The sequence below is a fragment of the Quisquiliibacterium transsilvanicum genome (assembly GCF_014202215.1).
Lineage (GTDB): Bacteria > Pseudomonadota > Gammaproteobacteria > Burkholderiales > Burkholderiaceae_E > Quisquiliibacterium > Quisquiliibacterium transsilvanicum.
Map to the genome: position 1 here is coordinate 223,755 of NZ_JACHGB010000004.1, position 18,269 is coordinate 242,023.

The 18,269-nt window shown below is 71.3% G+C and carries 21 protein-coding genes; all 21 read right to left on the bottom strand.

The features are described 5' to 3' along the window. Positions 1-4 precede the first annotated feature (4 nt). A complete protein-coding gene (gene ybgF, locus HNQ70_RS10440) occupies positions 5-775 on the bottom strand; it encodes a tol-pal system protein YbgF (protein WP_183967144.1) in 771 nt (256 codons plus the stop codon). 11 nt (positions 776-786) lie between these two features. After that, entirely contained in the window at positions 787-1,341 is a 555-nt protein-coding gene (gene pal / locus HNQ70_RS10445; protein WP_183967146.1) for a peptidoglycan-associated lipoprotein Pal, read from the bottom strand. A 76-nt stretch (positions 1,342-1,417) separates the two neighbouring features. Then, a complete protein-coding gene (tolB, locus tag HNQ70_RS10450; protein WP_183967148.1) occupies positions 1,418-2,701 on the bottom strand; it encodes a Tol-Pal system beta propeller repeat protein TolB in 1,284 nt (427 codons plus the stop codon). A gap of 82 nt (positions 2,702-2,783) precedes the next feature. After that, complete coding sequence (gene tolA / locus HNQ70_RS10455; RefSeq protein ID WP_183967151.1) at positions 2,784-3,971, bottom strand: cell envelope integrity protein TolA; 1,188 nt, start codon at positions 3,969-3,971, stop codon at positions 2,784-2,786. 16 nt (positions 3,972-3,987) lie between these two features. Then, a complete protein-coding gene (locus tag HNQ70_RS10460) occupies positions 3,988-4,422 on the bottom strand; it encodes a biopolymer transporter ExbD (RefSeq protein ID WP_183967153.1) in 435 nt (144 codons plus the stop codon). 36 nt (positions 4,423-4,458) lie between these two features. Next, on the bottom strand, positions 4,459-5,133 hold the full coding sequence (tolQ, locus tag HNQ70_RS10465) for a protein TolQ (RefSeq protein WP_183967973.1): 675 nt from the start codon (positions 5,131-5,133) through the stop codon (positions 4,459-4,461). A 64-nt stretch (positions 5,134-5,197) separates the two neighbouring features. Continuing rightward, complete coding sequence (gene ybgC, locus HNQ70_RS10470) at positions 5,198-5,653, bottom strand: tol-pal system-associated acyl-CoA thioesterase (protein WP_343060731.1); 456 nt, start codon at positions 5,651-5,653, stop codon at positions 5,198-5,200. Between the two features lie 32 nt (positions 5,654-5,685). After that, a complete protein-coding gene (locus tag HNQ70_RS10475; protein WP_183967155.1) occupies positions 5,686-6,414 on the bottom strand; it encodes a rhomboid family intramembrane serine protease in 729 nt (242 codons plus the stop codon). Next, on the bottom strand, positions 6,411-7,481 hold the full coding sequence (gene ruvB / locus HNQ70_RS10480) for a Holliday junction branch migration DNA helicase RuvB (protein ID WP_183967157.1): 1,071 nt from the start codon (positions 7,479-7,481) through the stop codon (positions 6,411-6,413). Before ruvB ends, HNQ70_RS10475 begins: the two co-directional genes overlap by 4 nt. Beyond that, positions 7,478-8,056: a Holliday junction branch migration protein RuvA gene (ruvA, locus tag HNQ70_RS10485; protein WP_183967159.1), complete on the bottom strand. Its 579-nt coding sequence runs from the start codon at positions 8,054-8,056 to the stop codon at positions 7,478-7,480. The genes ruvB and ruvA overlap by 4 nt, the downstream gene beginning before the upstream one ends. Before the next feature lie 130 nt (positions 8,057-8,186). Next, the gene (locus tag HNQ70_RS10490) at positions 8,187-9,425 is read right to left on the bottom strand and encodes an acyl-CoA dehydrogenase family protein (protein WP_183967161.1); all 1,239 of its coding nucleotides are present in this window, start codon (positions 9,423-9,425) and stop codon (positions 8,187-8,189) included. Positions 9,426-9,435: 10 nt separating this feature from the next. Further along, positions 9,436-10,572 (bottom strand): acyl-CoA dehydrogenase family protein, encoded by a 1,137-nt coding sequence (locus HNQ70_RS10495; protein ID WP_183967163.1) that lies wholly within the window; start codon positions 10,570-10,572, stop codon positions 9,436-9,438. A 149-nt stretch (positions 10,573-10,721) separates the two neighbouring features. Beyond that, complete coding sequence (ruvC, locus tag HNQ70_RS10500; protein ID WP_183967977.1) at positions 10,722-11,261, bottom strand: crossover junction endodeoxyribonuclease RuvC; 540 nt, start codon at positions 11,259-11,261, stop codon at positions 10,722-10,724. 13 nt (positions 11,262-11,274) lie between these two features. Next, positions 11,275-11,664, bottom strand: coding sequence for a type II toxin-antitoxin system death-on-curing family toxin (locus HNQ70_RS10505; RefSeq protein ID WP_183967186.1), 390 nt, complete (start codon positions 11,662-11,664; stop codon positions 11,275-11,277). Further along, positions 11,661-11,885: an AbrB/MazE/SpoVT family DNA-binding domain-containing protein gene (locus HNQ70_RS10510; RefSeq protein ID WP_183967188.1), complete on the bottom strand. Its 225-nt coding sequence runs from the start codon at positions 11,883-11,885 to the stop codon at positions 11,661-11,663. Before HNQ70_RS10510 ends, HNQ70_RS10505 begins: the two co-directional genes overlap by 4 nt. 146 nt (positions 11,886-12,031) lie before the next feature. Further along, positions 12,032-13,627 carry a bifunctional phosphoribosylaminoimidazolecarboxamide formyltransferase/IMP cyclohydrolase gene (purH, locus tag HNQ70_RS10515; protein WP_183967190.1) on the bottom strand — a complete coding sequence of 532 codons (1,596 nt, stop codon included), beginning with the start codon at positions 13,625-13,627 and terminating at the stop codon, positions 12,032-12,034. A 98-nt stretch (positions 13,628-13,725) separates the two neighbouring features. After that, positions 13,726-13,962, bottom strand: coding sequence for a Fis family transcriptional regulator (locus tag HNQ70_RS10520; RefSeq protein ID WP_183967192.1), 237 nt, complete (start codon positions 13,960-13,962; stop codon positions 13,726-13,728). Next, positions 13,959-14,990, bottom strand: a complete 1,032-nt coding sequence (gene dusB, locus HNQ70_RS10525; RefSeq protein ID WP_183967194.1) for a tRNA dihydrouridine synthase DusB — start codon at positions 14,988-14,990, stop codon at positions 13,959-13,961. The genes HNQ70_RS10520 and dusB overlap by 4 nt, the downstream gene beginning before the upstream one ends. Before the next feature lie 145 nt (positions 14,991-15,135). After that, complete coding sequence (locus HNQ70_RS10530) at positions 15,136-16,224, bottom strand: FAD-dependent monooxygenase (protein ID WP_183967196.1); 1,089 nt, start codon at positions 16,222-16,224, stop codon at positions 15,136-15,138. A gap of 7 nt (positions 16,225-16,231) precedes the next feature. Beyond that, positions 16,232-17,569, bottom strand: coding sequence for a Xaa-Pro aminopeptidase (pepP, locus tag HNQ70_RS10535; protein ID WP_183967198.1), 1,338 nt, complete (start codon positions 17,567-17,569; stop codon positions 16,232-16,234). After that, positions 17,556-18,260: an N-acetylmuramate alpha-1-phosphate uridylyltransferase MurU gene (murU, locus tag HNQ70_RS10540; RefSeq protein ID WP_183967200.1), complete on the bottom strand. Its 705-nt coding sequence runs from the start codon at positions 18,258-18,260 to the stop codon at positions 17,556-17,558. Before murU ends, pepP begins: the two co-directional genes overlap by 14 nt. Positions 18,261-18,269 lie beyond the last annotated feature (9 nt).

An 18,269-nucleotide genomic window follows, 5' to 3' on the forward strand; every position in this document is an offset into this window, starting at 1 on the left:
CGCGTCAGCGCAGCGCGGGGAGGCGGTCGCGCGCGAGCTGCGCCGCCTGGCTGTCCGGATATTTCCGGATCACGTTTTCGAGCGTGGCCTTGGCGGCCTTGCGGTCGCCGCTTTCGGCCTGCGCATAGCCGAGGTTCAGCATCGCGTCCGCCGCCCGCGGGTAGTCCGGGAAGCGGGTGAGCAGGACCTGGTGGCTGGCGATGGAGGCCTTGTAGTCCTTCAGCGCAAACTGCGCGCTGCCGGTCCAGAAGAGGGCGTTGGCCGTGTAGGCGCTCTCGGGCCAGCGGCTGCGCAGCTGCTGCAGGCTGGCCACCGAACGGGCGAAGTCGCCGGCGCGGAACTGCGACAGCGCGCTCTCGTAGAGCTTGCGCTCCTCGGTCTCGACCGTGACGGTCCTGCCGTCGACCTGCGCCTGCTCCGGCTCGACCTGCTTCAGCCGCGTGTCCACGCTGGAGGCCAGGTCGCGCTGGGCCCGCTGGGTCTGCGCGAGCGCGTTGGCCTGCTCCTCGAGCTGGCCGCGCAGCCGCGCGACCTCCTGGCGCAGCGCCTCGATCTGGGTCTGCAGTTCGAGCTGGCCGCGTGAAACCTGCTCGAGCCGGTCGAGGCGGGCCTTGAGCTCCGCCATCTCGCGGGTCTGGACCTCGAAGCGGCCGCGCAGGTCGATGATCGCGCGGCGCGCCTCGGTGTCGTCGAAGAGCGCCTGCGCGGGCGCGGGCGCGAGCAGGCCGACGACGGCGACGGTCAGCGCGGCGAACAGGGAGGCGGCGGGTTTCACGGGGCGGATGCTTACTGGTAGGCCAGGTCGGCGCGACGGTTCTCGGCGAACGCGCTTTCGTCGCTGCCCGTGGCGCGCGGCTTCTCCTCGCCCAGGCTGACGGCCTCCATCTGCGCTTCGGCCACGCCCAGCGCGGCGAGCGTGCGGCGCACCGCCTCGGCGCGCTTCTGGCCCAGGGCGAGGTTGTACTCGCGGGTGCCGCGCTCGTCGGTGTTGCCCTGGACGACGACGCGGACCTTGGGGTTCGCGTTCAGGAAGCGCGCATGGGCTTCCAGCGTGCCGCGATACTCCTCGCGGACATTGAAGCTGTCGAAATCGAAGTAGATGCTGCGCTTGGCCAGGGGGCTGGCCGGGTCGTTCAGCGCATCGCGCGCGTCGACGGTCACCGGGGTGACCTGGCGGCTGCCACCGCCTGCGCCCGAGCCGTCCGCGCCCGAGCCCTGGCCGGCGCCGGTGCGCGCGTCGACCGGCGCGGTGCCGTTCTCGTTGAGCTTGACGGGCGAGCTGCAGCCCACGAGGGCGAGCGCAAGGCCCGCGGTCAACAGCAATTGCCTGATCGTCGTCATCTGTGTTTCTCCGGAGCGTTCTGTTTGGGGTGGGGTGTGGAAGGGATGGGCGGCAGCGCGACTTCCGGTCCCGGCATCACCGGGGGAAGGGGCCCCAGGTCGGTTCGCGGATGTCGCCGGCGGCGGACGTGAGGCGCTGCTTGACCCGGCCGTCGATGGTGACCGCCATCAGGGAGTCGCGCCCGCCCGACTGGGTGGCGTACATCACCCAGCGGCCGTTCGGGGCGAAGCTCGGCGCCTCCTCGCGTCCGCCGTCGGACAGTACGCGCTCGGCGCCGTCGGCGAGATCCTTGATGGCCACCAGGAAGCCGCCGTCGCGCCGGGTGACGAAGGCGAGCGTGCGGCCGTCCGGGCTGATGCGCGGGCTGACGTTGTATTGCGACCCGAAGGTGATGCGCGAGGCGGCGCCGCCGGAGACGGGCATCCGGTAGATCTGCGGCGACCCGCCGCGGTCGGAGGTGAAGTAGAGGCTGCGGCCGTCGGGGGAGAAGACCGGCTCGGTGTCGATGCCGCTGGAGTTCGTGAGCCGGCGCGCCGCGCCGCCGCCGTCTGCGCCGATCAGGTAGATCTGCGACAGGCCGTCGCGGGTGAGGGCGACCGCCAGCGAGCTGCCGTCCGGAGACCAGGCGGGCGCGCTGTTGCTGCCCTTGAAGTTGGCGACCGCCTTGCGCTGCCCGGTCGCGAGCGTGTGCACGTAGACCACCGGCTTCTTGGCCTCGAAGGAGACGTAGGCAAGGCGGCTGCCGTCCGGCGACCAGGAGGGGGAAATGATCGGCTCGGGCGAAGTGAGCGGGCTCTGGATGTTCTCGCCGTCCCAGTCGGCGATGTTGAGCCGGAAGCGGTTGCCCTGCTTGGACACGAAGGCCACGCGGGTGGAGAAGATGCCCTTCTCCCCGGTGACGCGTTCGTACACCCAGTCCGCCACGCGGTGGGCAGCGAAGCGCAGATCGGATTCAGGGGCGACGACCGACTCGCCGCCGACGGGCATCTGGCGCACCACGTCGGTGAGCCGGTAGCGGATGTCGTAGCGGCCGTCGGCCAGGCGGGAGATGGTGCCGCCGAGCACTGCGTCCGCGCCCCGGGCGCGGATCTCGGTGTGGTTGACCGTGGCGGAGTCGGAGAGCGTGACCTGCGGGTCGACGACCCGGAACACGCCGCTGCGGGCCAGATCGCTGCGGACGATGGCGACGATGTCCTGCGGCACCCTGCCGTCGCTGGCGAAATTGGCGATCGCGATCGGGTACTGCGTGGCTCCGACTCCGGAGACGTCCACGCGCATCTGCGCATGGACCGGCAGGTGTCCGAGGAGCGTTGCCGCTGCGGCAAGCAGTGGAAGGCGGTGGAACGTGCGGCGGTTCATCGGCATCGGCTCATTATAACGACGCACCCGTGGCACGCAGGCGAGGACCCGCGGTCACGAAGGCGGTGCGGAAAGGCCCTGGTCAGCGTTCCTCGCGCGGCGCATGGGCGATGGTCAGGCTGCCCGGGCAGGTGCCGTCGGGCAGGCGGGGCAGCGGACTGCTGCGCCGGATCGCGCGCTCGGCGGCCTGGTCCCAGGCGGGCGCGCCGCTCGGGCGCGCCAGTCGCACGGTCGTGACCGAGCAATCCGGCATTACAGTGACCTGGAACTCCGCGCGCGGATTGCCGGCCATCCCGGCAGGGATCTGGAAGACCGTGTTGGAGCGGATCAGCGACGAGAGCTTCGCCGCGTAGGCGCCGTCCGCGGCGCCGGCCGCGCCGCCGGAAGCCGCGCCGCGCGCTGCGCCGCTGGCCGCGCCAGTGCTGCCCCCGGGGCTGCCTTCGGCGCCGGAGCCGGCCTGCGCCATCATCCGGCGCACATGCTCGGCGCGCTGGGCTTCCGCAGCGCGGGCCGCCTCGGCGGCCTTCGCGTCGGCAACCCGTTTTGCGTCGGCGGTCTTCTTCGCCTCCTCGGCCTTCTTCGCCTCCTCGGCTTTCCTTGCTTCGGCGACCTTGCGGATCTCTTCGGCCTTCTTCGCTTCGGCGGCCTTCTTCGCCTCTGCCGCCTTGCGCGCATCTTCGGTCTTCTTCGCCTCGGCGAGCTTGCGCGCCTCCTCCGCCTTCTTCACCTCGGCCAGCTTGCGCGCCTCTTCAGCCTTTTTCTTCTCCGCTTCGAGCCTGCGGCGCTCGGCCTCCCGGCGGGTGCGCTCGTCTGCCGCCTTTCGCTCGGCCTCCTGGCGCTCGGCGCGCTCGCGCTCGAGCCGTTCGCGCTCGCGGCGCTGCGCCAGCGCCAGCTCCGGGTCGGGCCTGGGCTTCTCGACCTTCGGCGGCGCAGGCGGTTCGGGTTCGGGCGCAGGTTCGGGCTTGGGCTTGGGCTCGGGTTCCGGCTCGGGTTCCGGCTCGGGCGCCGGCCTGGCGGGGGCGGGCTCGGGCTGGGGCGCCACGGCGGCGGATGGCGCGGGCGGCGACCAGAGTTCGGCCTGCACCGCCACCGGCTCCTGCTTCTGCCAGTGCACCCCGATGAACAGCATCAGGAACAGCAGCAGGTGCATCGCCAGCGCCAGCAGGAAGGGCTTGGAGACCTTGCCCTCTCCGCGCGCAAGCGCCCGGCGGGGCCCCTGTGGCGTCTCCCGGCCTTCGGATTTCACCTGCAGCTTCGGCTCGTTCGTCATCTGTCGCACGTCCCGGTCAGCCTGCCGGCTTGACCATCAGCGCGGTCCGGACGTTCATCCGCTGCAATTCGCCCAGGACGTCCATCACCGTCTCGTAGGGCAGCGACTTGTCGGCGCTGATCGCCACCGGCATCTCCGGCGATGACCGCATCGACTCGACGGTGGCCGCCAGCTCGCTGCGTCGGATCTCGATCGACTGCGACTCGCCGGTGTTGACCGTGCGCACCCGCAGTTCGCCGCCTTCGCGCACCTGAACCTCGAGATAGGCGTCGGTGCGGGTGTTGCTGCGGCCCGCCGTCGGCAGGTCGACCGATCCGGGCGGCAGCATGGGCGCGGTGACCATGAAGATCACCAGCAGCACCAGCATCACGTCGATGTAGGGCACCACGTTGATCTCGTTCACCATGCGACGGGAGCGTCCGCTGCGGCTGCGCTGGTTGTTCGACGGCATCGGTGCTGATTTCCTCGCGCGTTCCGGGGGCTGCCTTCAGCGCGCCTGGCGCTGGAGGATGTTCAGGAATTCGTCGATGAAGGTGTCGAAGCGGGTCGAGAGCCGGTCGGCATCATGGGCGAAGCGGTTGTATGCGACCACCGCCGGGATGGCGGCGAACAGGCCGATCGCAGTGGCGATCAGGGCCTCGGCGATCCCCGGCGCGACTGCGGCCAGCGTCGCCTGCTGCACGTTCGCGAGTCCGCGGAAGGCGTGCATGATGCCCCAGACCGTGCCGAACAGGCCGATGTAGGGGCTTACCGAGCCGGCGGAGGCTAGGAAGGCGAGGTGCGCCTCGAGCTGGTCCATCTCGCGCTGGTAGGCAGCGCGCATCGAGCGGCGCGCGCCGTCGAGCATCGCGGCGACGTCGCCCGGCTTCTGCTTGCGGGTGCGCAGGAACTCGGCCATGCCGGCCTCGAAGATGCGCGCCTGCGCGCCGCTGCTGCGCTTGCCGTCGCGCAGTTCCTCGAACAGTCCGCCCAGGTCGCCATCCTTCCAGAAGTCTGCCTCGAAGCGGTCGGTGTCGGCGTTGGCGTTGCGCAGCTGGATCCACTTGCGGAAGATCGCGGTCCACGAGCCGATGGAGATCGCCAGCAGCAGCAGCATCACCAGCTGCACCAGCAGGCTCGCGTGGAGGATCAGGGAGACGAATGAGAGTTCGGGCTGCAAGATGGGTGTTCCTGGTGCCGGTGTGTGGGTTCGGGGTCGCCCGGGACGGCGAAGGCTGACAGCCCGTTCAAAGTGGCGTGCGGAACCGGTCGGTGAGCCAGCGCGGAAATCCCGCCGGACGGCCTGTGCCGCGGTCGATTGCCGCAATGCGCAGGGCGCAGGCCACCAGCGGCTCGTCGCGGCCCGGCAGCCGCGCGTACTGCGCCAGCCGCATGCTGGCGCGGCGGGTCTCGAGCACGTGGACGTCGACGAGCAGCTCGTCGTCGAGCCGCGCCGGGGCCAGGTAGTCGATGGCCAGGTCGCGAACCACGAACACCAGCCCGTGCCGGGCGTCCAGTTCGGTGTGGACCGCGCCCAGCGAACGCAGCCAGTCGGTGCGCGCGCGCTCGAAGAAGCGCAGGTAGTTGGCGTGGTAGACGATGCCGCCGGCATCCGTGTCCTCGTAGTACACGCGCACGCGAAGCTCGAAGGCAGGCGCCGGCAGCAGCCGCGGGTCGGGCAGGCGGATCGGACGGTCGCTCACGCGGCGGATTCTACCGCGCGGCGAGGGCCCTTTCAGGCGACCGGCACCGGGACCATCTTCCAGACCAGGAAGGCGGCGACCATGGCGGCCCCGATCGCCAGGATCGAGCGCTGGACGGCGCTGCGCCTGTACTCCTCCCAGTCGAATCGCTCCGCGAGGATCACTGCGGCGGCGAAGCCGGACAGCAGCCCGCCGATGTGGGCGGCGTTGTCGATGAAGCTGGAGATGAAGCCCATGAAGAGCGAGTAGCCGACGAACAGCAGCATCGAAGAGCGCATGCTGGCGGCCAGGCCGGGGGGCAGCTTCGACTGCTTGGTGAACAGCGCCGCGAGCAGCGCACCGACCACGCCGAAAATCGCCCCGGAGGCGCCCACCGACACGCCGGTGCGGGCAGCGAAGAACAGGCTGGCCAGCGAACCGAAGAGCCCGGAGATCAGGTAGATCAGCAGGAACTGGAGGCTGCCGTAGAAGCGTTCGGCGATCCGGCCGGCGTCCCACAGCACCCACATGTTGAAGCCCAGGTGCACCAGGCCTGCGTGCAGGATGGTGGCGGTCATCAGCCGCCAGGGCTGGTCGACGGTGAGCGGCAGCAGGTTGGCGCCCCAGTCGATCAGGCTCTGCACGTCGGGCCGCATCGGGTCGGTGCCCGTCGCGAGCATCGCGAGCCAGATCGCCACGTTGGCGACGACGATCGCCTGCGTGGCCCAGGTGCGTGGCGTGGCCTGCGCCAGCCGCGCCGCGAAGTCTTCCTCGGCGCTCATCGTGCGCGCTGGACGTCGGTGGGGTCGGCGTCGTCGCCGGCCGGCCAGAGCTCGTCGCTGCCACCGGGCCGGGCCAGGCCGAAGTGGCGCCAGGCGGCCGGGGTGGCGATGCGGCCGCGCGGGGTGCGCTGCAGGAAGCCCTGCTGGATCAGGTAGGGCTCGAGGACGTCCTCGATGGTGTCGCGTTCCTCGCCGATGGCCGCCGCGAGGTTGTCCACGCCCACCGGACCGCCGCCGAATTTCTCGATGACAGCCTGCAGCAGCTTGCGGTCCATCATGTCGAAGCCCGCGCGGTCGACCTCGAGCATCGCCAGCGCCGCGTCGGCCACCGCCGAGTCGATGCGTCCGCCGGCCTTGACCTCGGCGTAGTCGCGCACCCGGCGCAGCAGCCGGTTGGCGATGCGTGGCGTGCCGCGCGCGCGGCGCGCGATCTCGCGGGCGCCGTCGGGCTCGAGGTGTGCGCCCAGCAGCTGCGCCGAGCGGGCGACGATGCTGGTGAGTTCGTCGGCCGTGTAGAACTCCAGCCGCGCCACGATGCCGAAGCGGTCGCGCAGCGGGTTGGTGAGCATGCCGGCGCGGGTGGTGGCGCCTACCAGCGTGAACGGCTGCAGATCGAGCTTGATCGAGCGTGCCGCCGGTCCTTCGCCGATCATGATGTCGATCTGGAAGTCCTCGAGCGCCGGGTAGAGGATCTCCTCGACCACTGGCGACAGGCGGTGGATCTCGTCGATGAACAGGACGTCGTTGCGTTCCAGGTTGGTCAGCAGCGCGGCGAGGTCGCCCGGGCGCTCCAGCACCGGACCGGAGGTCTGGCGCAGGCCGACGCCCATTTCGGCCGCGACGATGTGCGCCAGCGTGGTCTTGCCCAGGCCCGGGGGGCCGAACAGCAGGACGTGGTCCAGCGCTTCGCCACGGTTGCGCGCGGCAGTGATGAAGATCTCGAGCTGCTCGCGGATGCGGGGCTGGCCGACGTAGTCCTGCAGGCGCTTGGGACGAAGCGCGCGTTCGACCGCCTCCTCGTTCGGGGTGACGGCAACCGGCGAGATGAGGCGGTCGTGCTCGATCATGGCTTGGCCAGCAGCTTGAGCGCCTGTTTGATGCCCTCGGAAACGCCGACGCCCTCGGACAGCTGGCGGGTGACCGCGGCGCATTCGCGCTCGGAGTAGCCCAGCGCGAGCAGCGCGCGCAGGATGTCGGCCTCGGCTTCGGTGGCCGCGGGGCGGCCGGCGCCGGCGAGTTCGGGGGCGAGCTTGCCCTTGAGTTCGAGCAGCAGGCGCTCGGCAGTCTTCTTGCCGATTCCCGGCACCTTCGTGATGCGGCCGGTCTCCTGCAGCGCGACGGCCTGCGCCAGGTCGCTCACCGACAGGCCGGAGAGCAGCGAGAGCGCGATGCGCGGGCCGACGCCGGTGATCCGGATCAGCTGGCGGAAGGCTTCGCGCTCGCCCGCGGTGAGGAAGCCGAACAGCAGGTGCGCGTCTTCGCGGATGACCTGATGGACCAGCAGGCTGATGCGCTGGCCGCCGGCCGGCAGGTCGTAGAAGGTGCTCATCGGCACGTCGACCTCGTAGCCGAGGCCGTTGACGTCGACCAGCACTGTTGGCGGGGTCTTCTCGAGCAGGGTTCCGGTGATGCGGCCGATCATTCCGGGGAGCTTACACCAGCGGGGAGGGCGGGCCGGCGAGGCGGGCCGGGGGGCGGCCGGCGCGGCCTGGGCTGCGGCCGCGCAGCAGGTGGCGGCCGGTCCCGGCCCGGCCGCTCCGCCCCTGCGTCCGCTACGCCTGCCGCGCGCGCTGCAGCTCGGCGAAGGACGCGCTCTTGTCGACCCGGATGTCCGGAGGCAGCCCCAGCACACGCTCGGCAATGATGTTGCGCAGAATCTCGTCGGTGCCGCCGGCGATGCGCAGGCCCGGCGCATACAGCAGCGCCTCCTGGAACCAGGCCTGCAGCGGCGCGAGCGCGGGGTCGGTCACCACGCCGGCCATGCCCTGCATGTCCATGCCGAAGGAGGCGATCTCCTGCAGCTTGGTGGCGCTGACCACCTTGGTGATCGAGGCCTCCGGACCGGGGGTCTGCCCGCGCGACAGCGCGGTCATGGTGCGGAACTTGGTGAACTTCAGTCCTTGGGCCTTCACGTACCAGTCGGCCAGCCGCTCGCGCACCGCGGCGTCCTGCAGCGCGGGCGCGCCCTCGAGCCTGAGCATCCGGGCCAGCCGCAGGATGTCCTGCACGTCGGGGCCGGGCGCGTCGCCCACGGCGAGGCGCTCGTTCATCAGCGTGGTGAGCGAAACCTTCCAGCCTTCGCCGACCGCGCCCAGGCGCTGGGCGTCCGGCACGCGAACGTCGGTGAAGAACACCTCGTTGAAGTTGGAGCTGCCGGCGATCTGCTTGATCCGCCGCACCTCGATGCCGGGGCTCTTCATGTCGATGAAGAACATCGTCAGGCCGGCGTGCTTGGGCACGTTCGGGTCGGTGCGGGTGATGACGATGCCGTAGTCGCAGAAGTGCGCGCCGGAGGTCCAGATCTTCTGGCCGTTGATGACCCAGTCGTCGCCGTCGCGCTCGGCGCGGGTGCGCAGGCCGGCGACGTCGGAGCCGGCCGAGGGCTCGGAGAAGAGCTGGCACCAGATCTCCTCGCCGCGCAGCGCGGGGCGCACGTAGCGCTCGAGCTGCTCGGGCCTGGCGTACTTCATCATCGTCGGGATGCACATGCCCAGGCCGATCTCGAAGAAGCCGCGCGGCAGCATGTAGCGCGACTCCTCCTGGTTGTAGATCACCTGCTCGATCGGCGTGCCGCCGCGGCCGCCCCAGCGCTTGTCCCAGGTGATGCCGGCGAAGCCGGAGTCGGCCTTCTTCGCCTGCCAGGCCTTCGCCCTGGCCAGCGCGTCGGCCTCCTCGCTGTAGCGGGTGCGGGATTCTGGCTGGTCGTCGCGGCGCAGCTGCGCGTTGGCGTCGAGGAAGGCGCGGGTCTCGGCGCGGAATGCGGCTTCCTGCGGAGTGTCGTTGAAGTCCATGGCGTCGTCCTCAGTGCGTCGTTTGCGTGCCGGCGGCGGGCGTCTCGGCGTCCCAGCGGTCGACCAGGCGGTTCTTCCAGTGCCGGGCGCTGCCCAGCGCAAGCGCGAGCATCTTGGCGCGGCGGTAGAACAGGTGGCAGTCCAGGTCCCAGGTGAAGCCCATGCCGCCATGGGTCTGGATGTTCTCCTTGGAGGCCAGGTGATAGGCCTCGGTGGCCGCCACGCGCGCCGCCGCGGCCGCCAGCGGCAGCTCGGGCGCCTCGGTGGCGAGCGCCCAGGCGCCGTAGTAGGCGTTGGAGCGGGCCAGCTCGGTGGCGATGTAGACGTCGGCCAGCTTGTGCTTGATCGCCTGGAAGGAGCCGATCGGCCGGCCGAAGGCCACGCGTTCCTTCGCGTAGGCGGTGGCCATCTCGAGGCAGGCCTGCGCGCCGCCCACCTGCTCGAAGGCGATCAGCACCGCGGCGCGGTCCAGCAGCGCCTGCACCGAGGGCCAGCCGGCGCCGCCGTCGCCGAGCAGCTCGGCCGGCGCGCCGTCGAAGTCCAGTCGGGCCTGGTCGCGGGTGGGGTCGATGGTCTTGAGCGCGGTTCGCGCGACGCCCTTGCCGGCGAGGTCGACGATGGCCAGCCGTGCCGTGCCGGTCTCGTCCCTGGCGACCACCACGGCGAAGTCGGCGATGCTGCCGTCGGCCACCGGCCACTTGGAGCCGCTCACCGTGCCGCGCTGCAGCCGGGCGGCAATGGCCTCGGGGCGGGGGTTGTCGGCGCCCTCGGCGATCGCGAACGCGCCGATCAGCTCGCCGGCGGCCAGCTTCGGCAGGTACTTCTGCTTCTGCGCATCGCTGCCGTGGGCCAGGATGGCCTCGGTGGCCAGGTAGACCGAGGAGGCGAAGGGGATCGGCGCGATCGCGCGGCCGAGCTCCTCGGCGAGCACGCACAGGCCCTCGTGGCCCAGGCCCGCGCCGCCATAGGCTTCGGGCACTGCGGCGCCCAGCCAGCCCATCTGCGCCACCTGCTGCCAGAGTTCACGGTCGTAGGGCGCGTCGCCCTCGAGGATGCGCCGCACCGCCTTGGTGGGGCAGCGCTCGGCGAGGAACTTGCGCGCTTCGTCGCGCAGCATGTTCAGGTCCTCGGAAAAATCGAAGTTCATGGGGTCTACGCCTCCAGGAGTCGTCGGGGGGAACTCCGCGAGGATCGCCTGTCCGGGCGCGGCTTGGCGACCCCGAAGGGCGCGGGAGGGTCCATTTCCTGCGAGCGGCGGTGCGCTGTGCGGACCGCGCGCGCCGGGCGCTGCAGGCGTCAGCGCATCCGGCCGCGCTTGATGCGCACACCGCGCAGCGCCTCGGGCGCGGACATCCCGGCGGCCGTGGCCATCATCGTGGCCGCGTGCGCGTGGCAGATCGCGCAGCCCAGCGCGTCGGCCGCGTCGGTCGAGGGCAGCCCCGGCAGCGACAGCAGCCGCTGCACCATCGCCTGCACCTGCGACTTGGCGGCGCGCCCGGTGCCCACCACCGCCTGCTTGACCTGCACCGCGGTGTACTCGTGCACCGGCAGCCCGGCGGCCACCAGCGTGGTGATCGCGGCGCCGCGCGCCTGCCCCAGCAGCAGCGTGGACTGCGGGTTGACGTTGACGAAGATGATCTCGACCACCGCGGCCTGGGGACGGTATTCGCCGATCACCTCGGTGATGCCGGCGTGGATGGTGCCGAGCCGTGGCGGCAGCGCACCCGGCGGGATGCGGATCACGCCGCTGGCCACGTAGCGCAGCCGCGGCCCGTCGACGTCGATGACGCCGAAGCCGGTGACCCGCAGGCCGGGGTCGATGCCGAGGATTCTCAGGAGGCCGCCCCGGTCAGCCCCGAGGGGCGATGTGTTCGCGCAGCCACTGCGCGAAGGCGGGCTCGTCGAGCTCGCTCGAGGCGACTGCGATCATCGCGCTGGTCGCCTCGACCTGGGTCGCTGCCAGACGCCAGCCGTTCAATGCCAGGAACAGGCCGACCGCAAGGAAGGCCGCGCGCTTGTTCCCGTCGACGAACGGATGGTTCTTCGCGATGCCCACCCCGTAGGCCGCGGCAAGCGCTGCCAGGTCGGGCTCGCCGTAGGCCAGCAGGTTCTGCGGGCGGGCGAGCGCGGAGTCCAGCAGGCCTTCGTCCCGGATCCCTTCGGGGCCGCCGTGCTCGGCGAGACTTTCCAAATGCAGGAAGAGCAGTGCCCGCTTGTCGATCCAGCGAGGCGGGTTCATTTCGCAAGCGCGTGGAAGGTGTCGCGATACTCCCGCATGAAGTCGCGGCCGAGTTCCACCTGCTCCGCGATGCTCGGGTCGTAGGGCGTGAGGGTGATGCCTTCGGGCGTCTCGATCACGTAGAGCTGCTCGCCCTTGCCGAGCTTCAGGCGCGCCAGCACCTCCTTGGGCAGCACCACGCCGACCGAGTTGCCGATCTGGGTGAGTTTCAGCACGTGCATCGCGGGCTCCGGTGGAGTTATTACAGATGTAATAATCTCTCGGAACCCGCGCAGGCGCAAGGGCGTGAAACCTCCAGAGCGTGGAATCTCCAGGAGCCGAGCCAGGGCGCCGGCCCCTGGGGCGGCGGGCCCCGGCGCCCGCCGGCTCAATGCCTGAAGTGCCGCACCCCGGTGAACACCATCGCCACGCCGCGCTCGTCGGCCGCCGCGATCACTTCCTCGTCGCGCACCGAGCCGCCGGGCTGGATCACCGCCACCGCGCCGGCGTCGACCACCACGTCGAGGCCGTCGCGGAACGGGAAGAAGGCGTCGGAGGCCACCACCGAGCCGGCCAGCACGAGGCCGGCGTTCTCGGCCTTGATCGACGCGATGCGGGCGGAGTCGATACGGCTCATCTGGCCGGCGCCGACGCCCAGCGTCATCTGCCCGCCGCAGAACACGATCGCGTTGGACTTCACGTACTTGGCGACGCGCCAGGCGAACAGCAGGTCGGCGAGTTGCTCGGGCGTGGGCGCCTTCTTCGTGACGACCCGGAGGTCGGCCCCAGACATCTCGTGGTTGTCGGCGGTCTGGATCAGCAGGCCCGAGCCCACGCGCTTGACGTCGGTGGCGTTGCGCCCGCGCGCCCAGTCGGTGTCGCCGTCGGCGCGCACCTGGTCCAGCGGGATCTCGAGCAGCCGCACGTTGGCCTTCGCGGCGAACACCGCCTTGGCCTCGTCGGTGTATCCGGGAGCCATCAGCACTTCGACGAACTGCTTCGCCACCAGCCTGGCGGCCTCGCCGTCCAGCGGCCGGTTGAAGGCGATGATGCCGCCGAAGGCCGAGGTGGGGTCGGTCTTGAAGGCGCGCGAGTAGGCCTCGGCGCAGTCGGCGCCGAGCGCCACGCCGCAGGGGTTGGCGTGCTTGACGATGACGCAGGCGGGGGTGTCGAAGCTCTTGACGCACTCCCAGGCCGCGTCGCCGTCGGCGATGTTGTTGTAGGAGAGCTCCTTGCCCTGCAGCTGGCGCGCGGTGACCAGCGAGCCGGGGGCCGGGTACAGGTCTCGGTAGAAGGCGGCCTGCTGGTGCGGGTTCTCGCCGTAGCGCAGGTCCTGCAGCTTGACGAAGCGGCCGTTGGACTGCGCGGGGAAGAGTGCGCGCGAGCCGTCGGGCTGCAGCGCCGACAGGTAATCGCTGATCGCGGCGTCGTAGTTGGAGATGCGGTTGAAGGCGGCCACCGCGAGCGTGAAGCGCGTCGAATCCGACAGGCCGTCATCGCGCTTCAGTTCCTCGAGCACCGGGCCGTACTGGGCGGCGTCGGTGAGCACGCCGACGTCGCGCCAGTTCTTCGCGGCCGAGCGCACCATCGCGGGGCCGCCGATGTCGATGTTCTCGATCGCGTCCTCGAGGGTGCAGCCGGGCTTCGCCACGGTGGCCTCGAACGGGTAGAGGTTGACCACCAGCAGGTCGATCGTGCCGATGCCGTGCTGCTCGATCGCCTGCATGTGGGCGGGCAGGTCGCGCCGCGCGAGCAGCCCGCCGTGGATGGTCGGGTGCAGCGTCTTGACGCGGCCGTCGAGCATCTCGGGAAAGCCGGTGTGGTCGGAGACCTCGACCACTTTCACTCCGGCGTCGGCGAGCAGCTTCGCCGTGCCTCCGGTGGAGAGGATCTCCACCCCCAGCGCGGCCAGCGCGCTGCCGAGTTCGACGATGCCTGATTTGTCGGAGACGCTGATCAGCGCTCGCCTGACGCGGTGGGCCATGATGTTGTCCGTTCCCATTGTTGGTTGAGCGTTCGCCGCTGCGTCGTGCGCAGGGCCTGTTCGTGCCGCACCGGGGTCCGGAGCGGCCTGGACAGGGCCTACAGCATTCCGTGCGCCTGGAGCTTCTTGCGCAGCGTGTTCCGGTTGATGCCGAGCATCTCGCTGGCGCGCAGCTGGTTGCCCTGCGCCTGCTTCATGACCACCTCGAGCATGGGCCGCTCGACGGCGCGCATCACCATCTCGTAGATGCAGCTCGGCGGGGTTCCGTCGAGATCGCGGAAGTACTTCTCGAGGTTGCGCGTGACGGCTTCGTCGATCGTTTGCGGCTTGGTCATGCGACCAGTCTCCCGGAATGGATGCCGTCGTTGGCGGCTGTCGCTTCAGCGGGCCGAAAATTCGTTGCCAGCGCATCGTGCAGACGGTCGATCGAGGCCAACTGCAACTCCGGCGACTCGATCCGGTTGAACTCGGCGCGCAGCGCCTGCCAGGCAGGCAGCCCGGCGAGGTACCACCCCACGTGCTTGCGCGCGGTGCGCACGCCGGTGTGCTCGCCGTAGAACGCGTAGTGGTCGAGCAGATGCGCGCGCAGCAGCGCATGGATCTCGGCGAACGTGGGCTGAGCGAGGGTCTCGCCGGTGGCCAGGAAGTGGACGATTTCGCGGAAGATCCAGGGCCGCCCCATGGCGGCACGGCCGACCATCACGGCGTCGGCGCCGGTGTGGCGCAGCACGGCGGCGGCCTTTGCGGGGGAGTCGATGTCGCCGTTGGCAACCACGGGAACGCGTACCGCCGCCTTCACTGCCGCGATGGTGTCGTACTCGGCCGAGCCGGCGTAGCGTTCGGCCCGGGTGCGGCCATGGACGGTGATCATCGCCACGCCGGCGGCCTCCGCCAGGCGCGCCAGGCGGACCGCGTTGCGTTCGTCGGGGGAGGGCCCGGTGCGCATCTTCAGCGTGACCGGGACGTCGACCGCGCGGACCACCGCCTCGACGATGCCGATGGCGAGCGTCTCGTCGGCCATCAGCGCCGAGCCTGCGAAGCGGTTGCAGACCTTGCGCGCAGGGCAGCCCATGTTGATGTCGACGATCTGCGCGCCGCGGTCGACGTTGAAGCGCGCGGCATCGGCCATCATCCCCGGCTCGGCGCCGGCGATCTGCACTGCGCGGGGCTCGGTCTCGCCGCCGTGGTCGATGCGGCGGGCGGTCTTGACGCTGTCGCGCAGGCGCGGGTTCGACGCCACCATCTCGGAAACCGCGTGGCCCGCGCCCAGGGCCTTGCAGAGCTGGCGGAACGGCCGATCGGTGACACCAGCCATCGGCGCAACGAACACGTTATTGCGCAGAAGGTGGGGGCCGATGTTCATTTGCGCGGGCTCCTGGCTGAAGCGCGGCGCAGTCGCGACTGCGTCCAATGAAGAACGGCGCGACCGGGGCCGCGCCGAAGGGAAGCGAATTCTAGCGAAAAGTGCGCTGCACAGGAAATGGGCAGCGCAGCATCGGCCGCAGCCGTCAGCGATGACCGAACATCAGGCGCCGGGCGAGCGCCGAGCGCGCCGGCGGGGCGATGTCGAGCGCCGCGAGCGCGATCGACTGCAGCGGGCGCAGCGGCGCCACCGTGAAGATCCTCGCCAGGGCGTCGGTCATGCCGATGGTGCCGAGGCGGTCGGTGCGGCGCACCCGGGCGAAGCGCTGCAGCGCCGCGTCTGCAGAAACGCCCTCGGCTTGCGCCTCGCCAAGGCTGCGGGCGAGCTCGTAGGCGTCCCGCAGGCCGAGGTTCAGCCCCTGTCCCGCCACCGGGTGCAGCGCCTGCGCCGCATTGCCGATCCAGACCTCGCCGCCGCGCGCGACTTCGCGCCGGGTGCGGCGCACCATCGGCGCGACGAAGCAGGGCGAGGCGATGGCCAGCCGGCCCAGCGGCCAGCCGAAGGCCGCCTGCAGCTCGGCGGCCAGCGCCGCGGCATCGAGCCCAGCGCGGCGGCGGCTCTGCGCGGGGCTGGCGCACCAGACCAGCGAGTAGCGGCGCGGCTCGGGCAGCGGCAGCAGCGCCAGCGGGCCTTCGGGAGTGAAGCATTCCCAGGCCGTGGTGCCGTGCGCGTGCTCGGTCTCGACCTCGGCGAGCAGCGCCGCCTGGTCGAAGTCGAGCACCGATGCGTCCTCGCCGGCATCGCCCTCGGCATGGATGCACAGGCCTGCAGGGGGCGCTTCTCCGGCCGCCGGGCCGGGCGCATCGAGCAGCCCGGCCTTGCCGGCGGCCTCCCGCAGTGTCTCGAGCAGCGGCGCGTAGCGGACCACGTAGCCCAGTGCCGGCACCCCCAGCTGGGCGGCGGCGATCCGCGTGCGGCCGGCATGCCCGGTCACCGACACGTCGACCGTCGTGATCGGCGCTGCGGGGGGCGGACGCGCAATGCGCCGCAGCAGCTGCCAGGAACCCAGCGACAGCGCGAGCTGGCGCGCGGCCAGCGCGGCGGGCAGCGGCTCGGCGCGGCGTTCGAGGCGCAGCCGGCGGCGGTCGATTCCCTGGCGCAGCGCGAACAGCGCGAAGGCCAGCGCCACCGGGCCGCTGCCGGTCACCTGGACGACGGGGAGGGCGTCCGCCATGGCGGCCTCAGCCGCGCATCAGCGCTTCGATCTCGCCGGCCGCCTTGGGGACGCCGCCGGTCAGGATCTCGCATCCGCCTTCGGTGACGAGTGCGTCGTCCTCGATGCGGATGCCGATGTTGTGGAAGCCCGCGGGCAGGTCGTCGGCCGCCTGCACGTAGATGCCCGGCTCGATGGTCAGCACCATCCCGGGGCGCAGCACGCGCCAGGGCCGGGCGTCTCCCGCGCCGGATGCGCCCGGTTCGCGGTACTCGCCGCAGTCGTGCACGTCCATGCCGAGCCAGTGGCTGGTGCGGTGCATGTAGAAGCGCCTGAACGAGCCGCTCTCCAGGGCGCCGTCGACGCTGCCTGCGAGCAGGCCATGGTCGATCATTCCCTGGACCAGCACGCGCACCGCTGCTTCGTGCGGATCGTTGAAGCTGGAGCCCGGGCGGGTGCGTTCGATGGCGGCCGCCTGTGCGGCGAGGACCACGTCGTACAGCGCGCGCTGCTCTGCGCTGAAGTGGCCGCTGACCGGGAAGGTGCGGGTGATGTCCGAAGCGTAGCCGTCGAGTTCGCAGGCCGCATCGATCAGCAGCAGCTCGCCGTCGCGCAGCTGCGAACTGTTCTCGCGGTAGTGCAGCACGCAGGCGTTGCGGCCGCCGGCCACGATCGAACCGTAGGCAGGGAACTGCGCGCCGCGGCGCCTGAACTCGTAGAGCAGCTCGGCCTCGATCTCGTGCTCGTGCATTCCCGGCCGGGTGGCGCGCATCGCGCGCACGTGCGCCGCGGCGGAGATCTCGCCCGCGCGGCGCATCACCGCCGCCTCGTGCGCGTCCTTGACCAGGCGCATCTCGTCGAGGATGGCGTGCACGTCGATGGCCGCGGCGGGCGCGGCGATGCCGACGCGCGCCTGCGCGCGCACCGCGGCGAGCCATTGCCGCAGGCGTGCGTCCAGCGCGCCGTCCGCGCCCAGCGCGCAGAAGACCGCGGGCCGGTCGGCCAGCAGCGCCGGCATCTTCTCGTCGAGCGCAGTGAAGGGGTGGGCGTGGTCGAAGCCGAAGCGCTCGCGCGCCAGCTCAGGGCCGTGGCGCCAGCCGTCCCAGATCTCGCGCTCCACGTTCTTCTCGCGGCAGAACAGGATCGATTCGCTCGCATGCGCGTCCACCCGCATCACCAGCGCCGCCTCGGGCTCCTGGAAGCCGGTGAGGTAGTAGAAGTAGCTGTCCCAGCGGTACGGATAGTCGCTGTCCCGGTTGCGCATCACCTCGGGGGCGGTGAACACCACCGCGACGCCGCCGCCGAGCTCGCGCATGCGTGCGGCGAGCCGCTCGCGGCGGGCGGCGTGGATGTCATTGACCTGCATGGGGAATCTCCTGTGCGAGTTGCGCGTCGAGCTGCGCCAGCCGTTGCGGCGTGCCGACGTCGATCCAGCGTCCGGTGTGAAGTTCGGCGCCGGCCCGGCCGGCGGCGGCGGCGGCGCGCAGCAGCGGCGCCAGCGGCGCGCGCGCGCCGCGGCCGATGCCCGCGAACAGCGACGGCCGGTAGACGCCGATGCCGCTGAAGGTGAGCCGGGGGCCCGTCGCGCGGTCGAGCAGCCGGCCGTTGTCCAGCGCGAAGTCGCCGTGCGGATGCTGCGGCGGGTTGTCGACGAGCACGCACCAGGCATCCAGCGCGGCGGCCTCCATCTGCAGCGCGATGCTGCGGGCCCGGCCGGGGTCGAAGTCGCACCAGACGTCGCCGTTGATGACGAGGAAGGGCGCCTGCCCGAGCAGCGGCAGCGCGTTGGCGATGCCGCCCGCGGTCTCGAGCGCCTGTCCCTCGGGGGACCAGGCGATCGACAGGCCCCACTGCGCGCCGTCGCCGAGCGCGGCTTCGAGCTGCGCGCCGAGGTGCGCATGGTTGATCGCCACCTCGCGGAACCCGGCCCGCGCCAGCCGCTCCAGGTGCCAGACGATCAGCGGCTTGCCGCCGGCCGGCAGCAGTGGCTTGGGGCAGCGGTCGGTCAGCGGCCGCATCCGCTCGCCGCGGCCCGCTGCGAGGATCATCGCGCGCATCGTGGGACG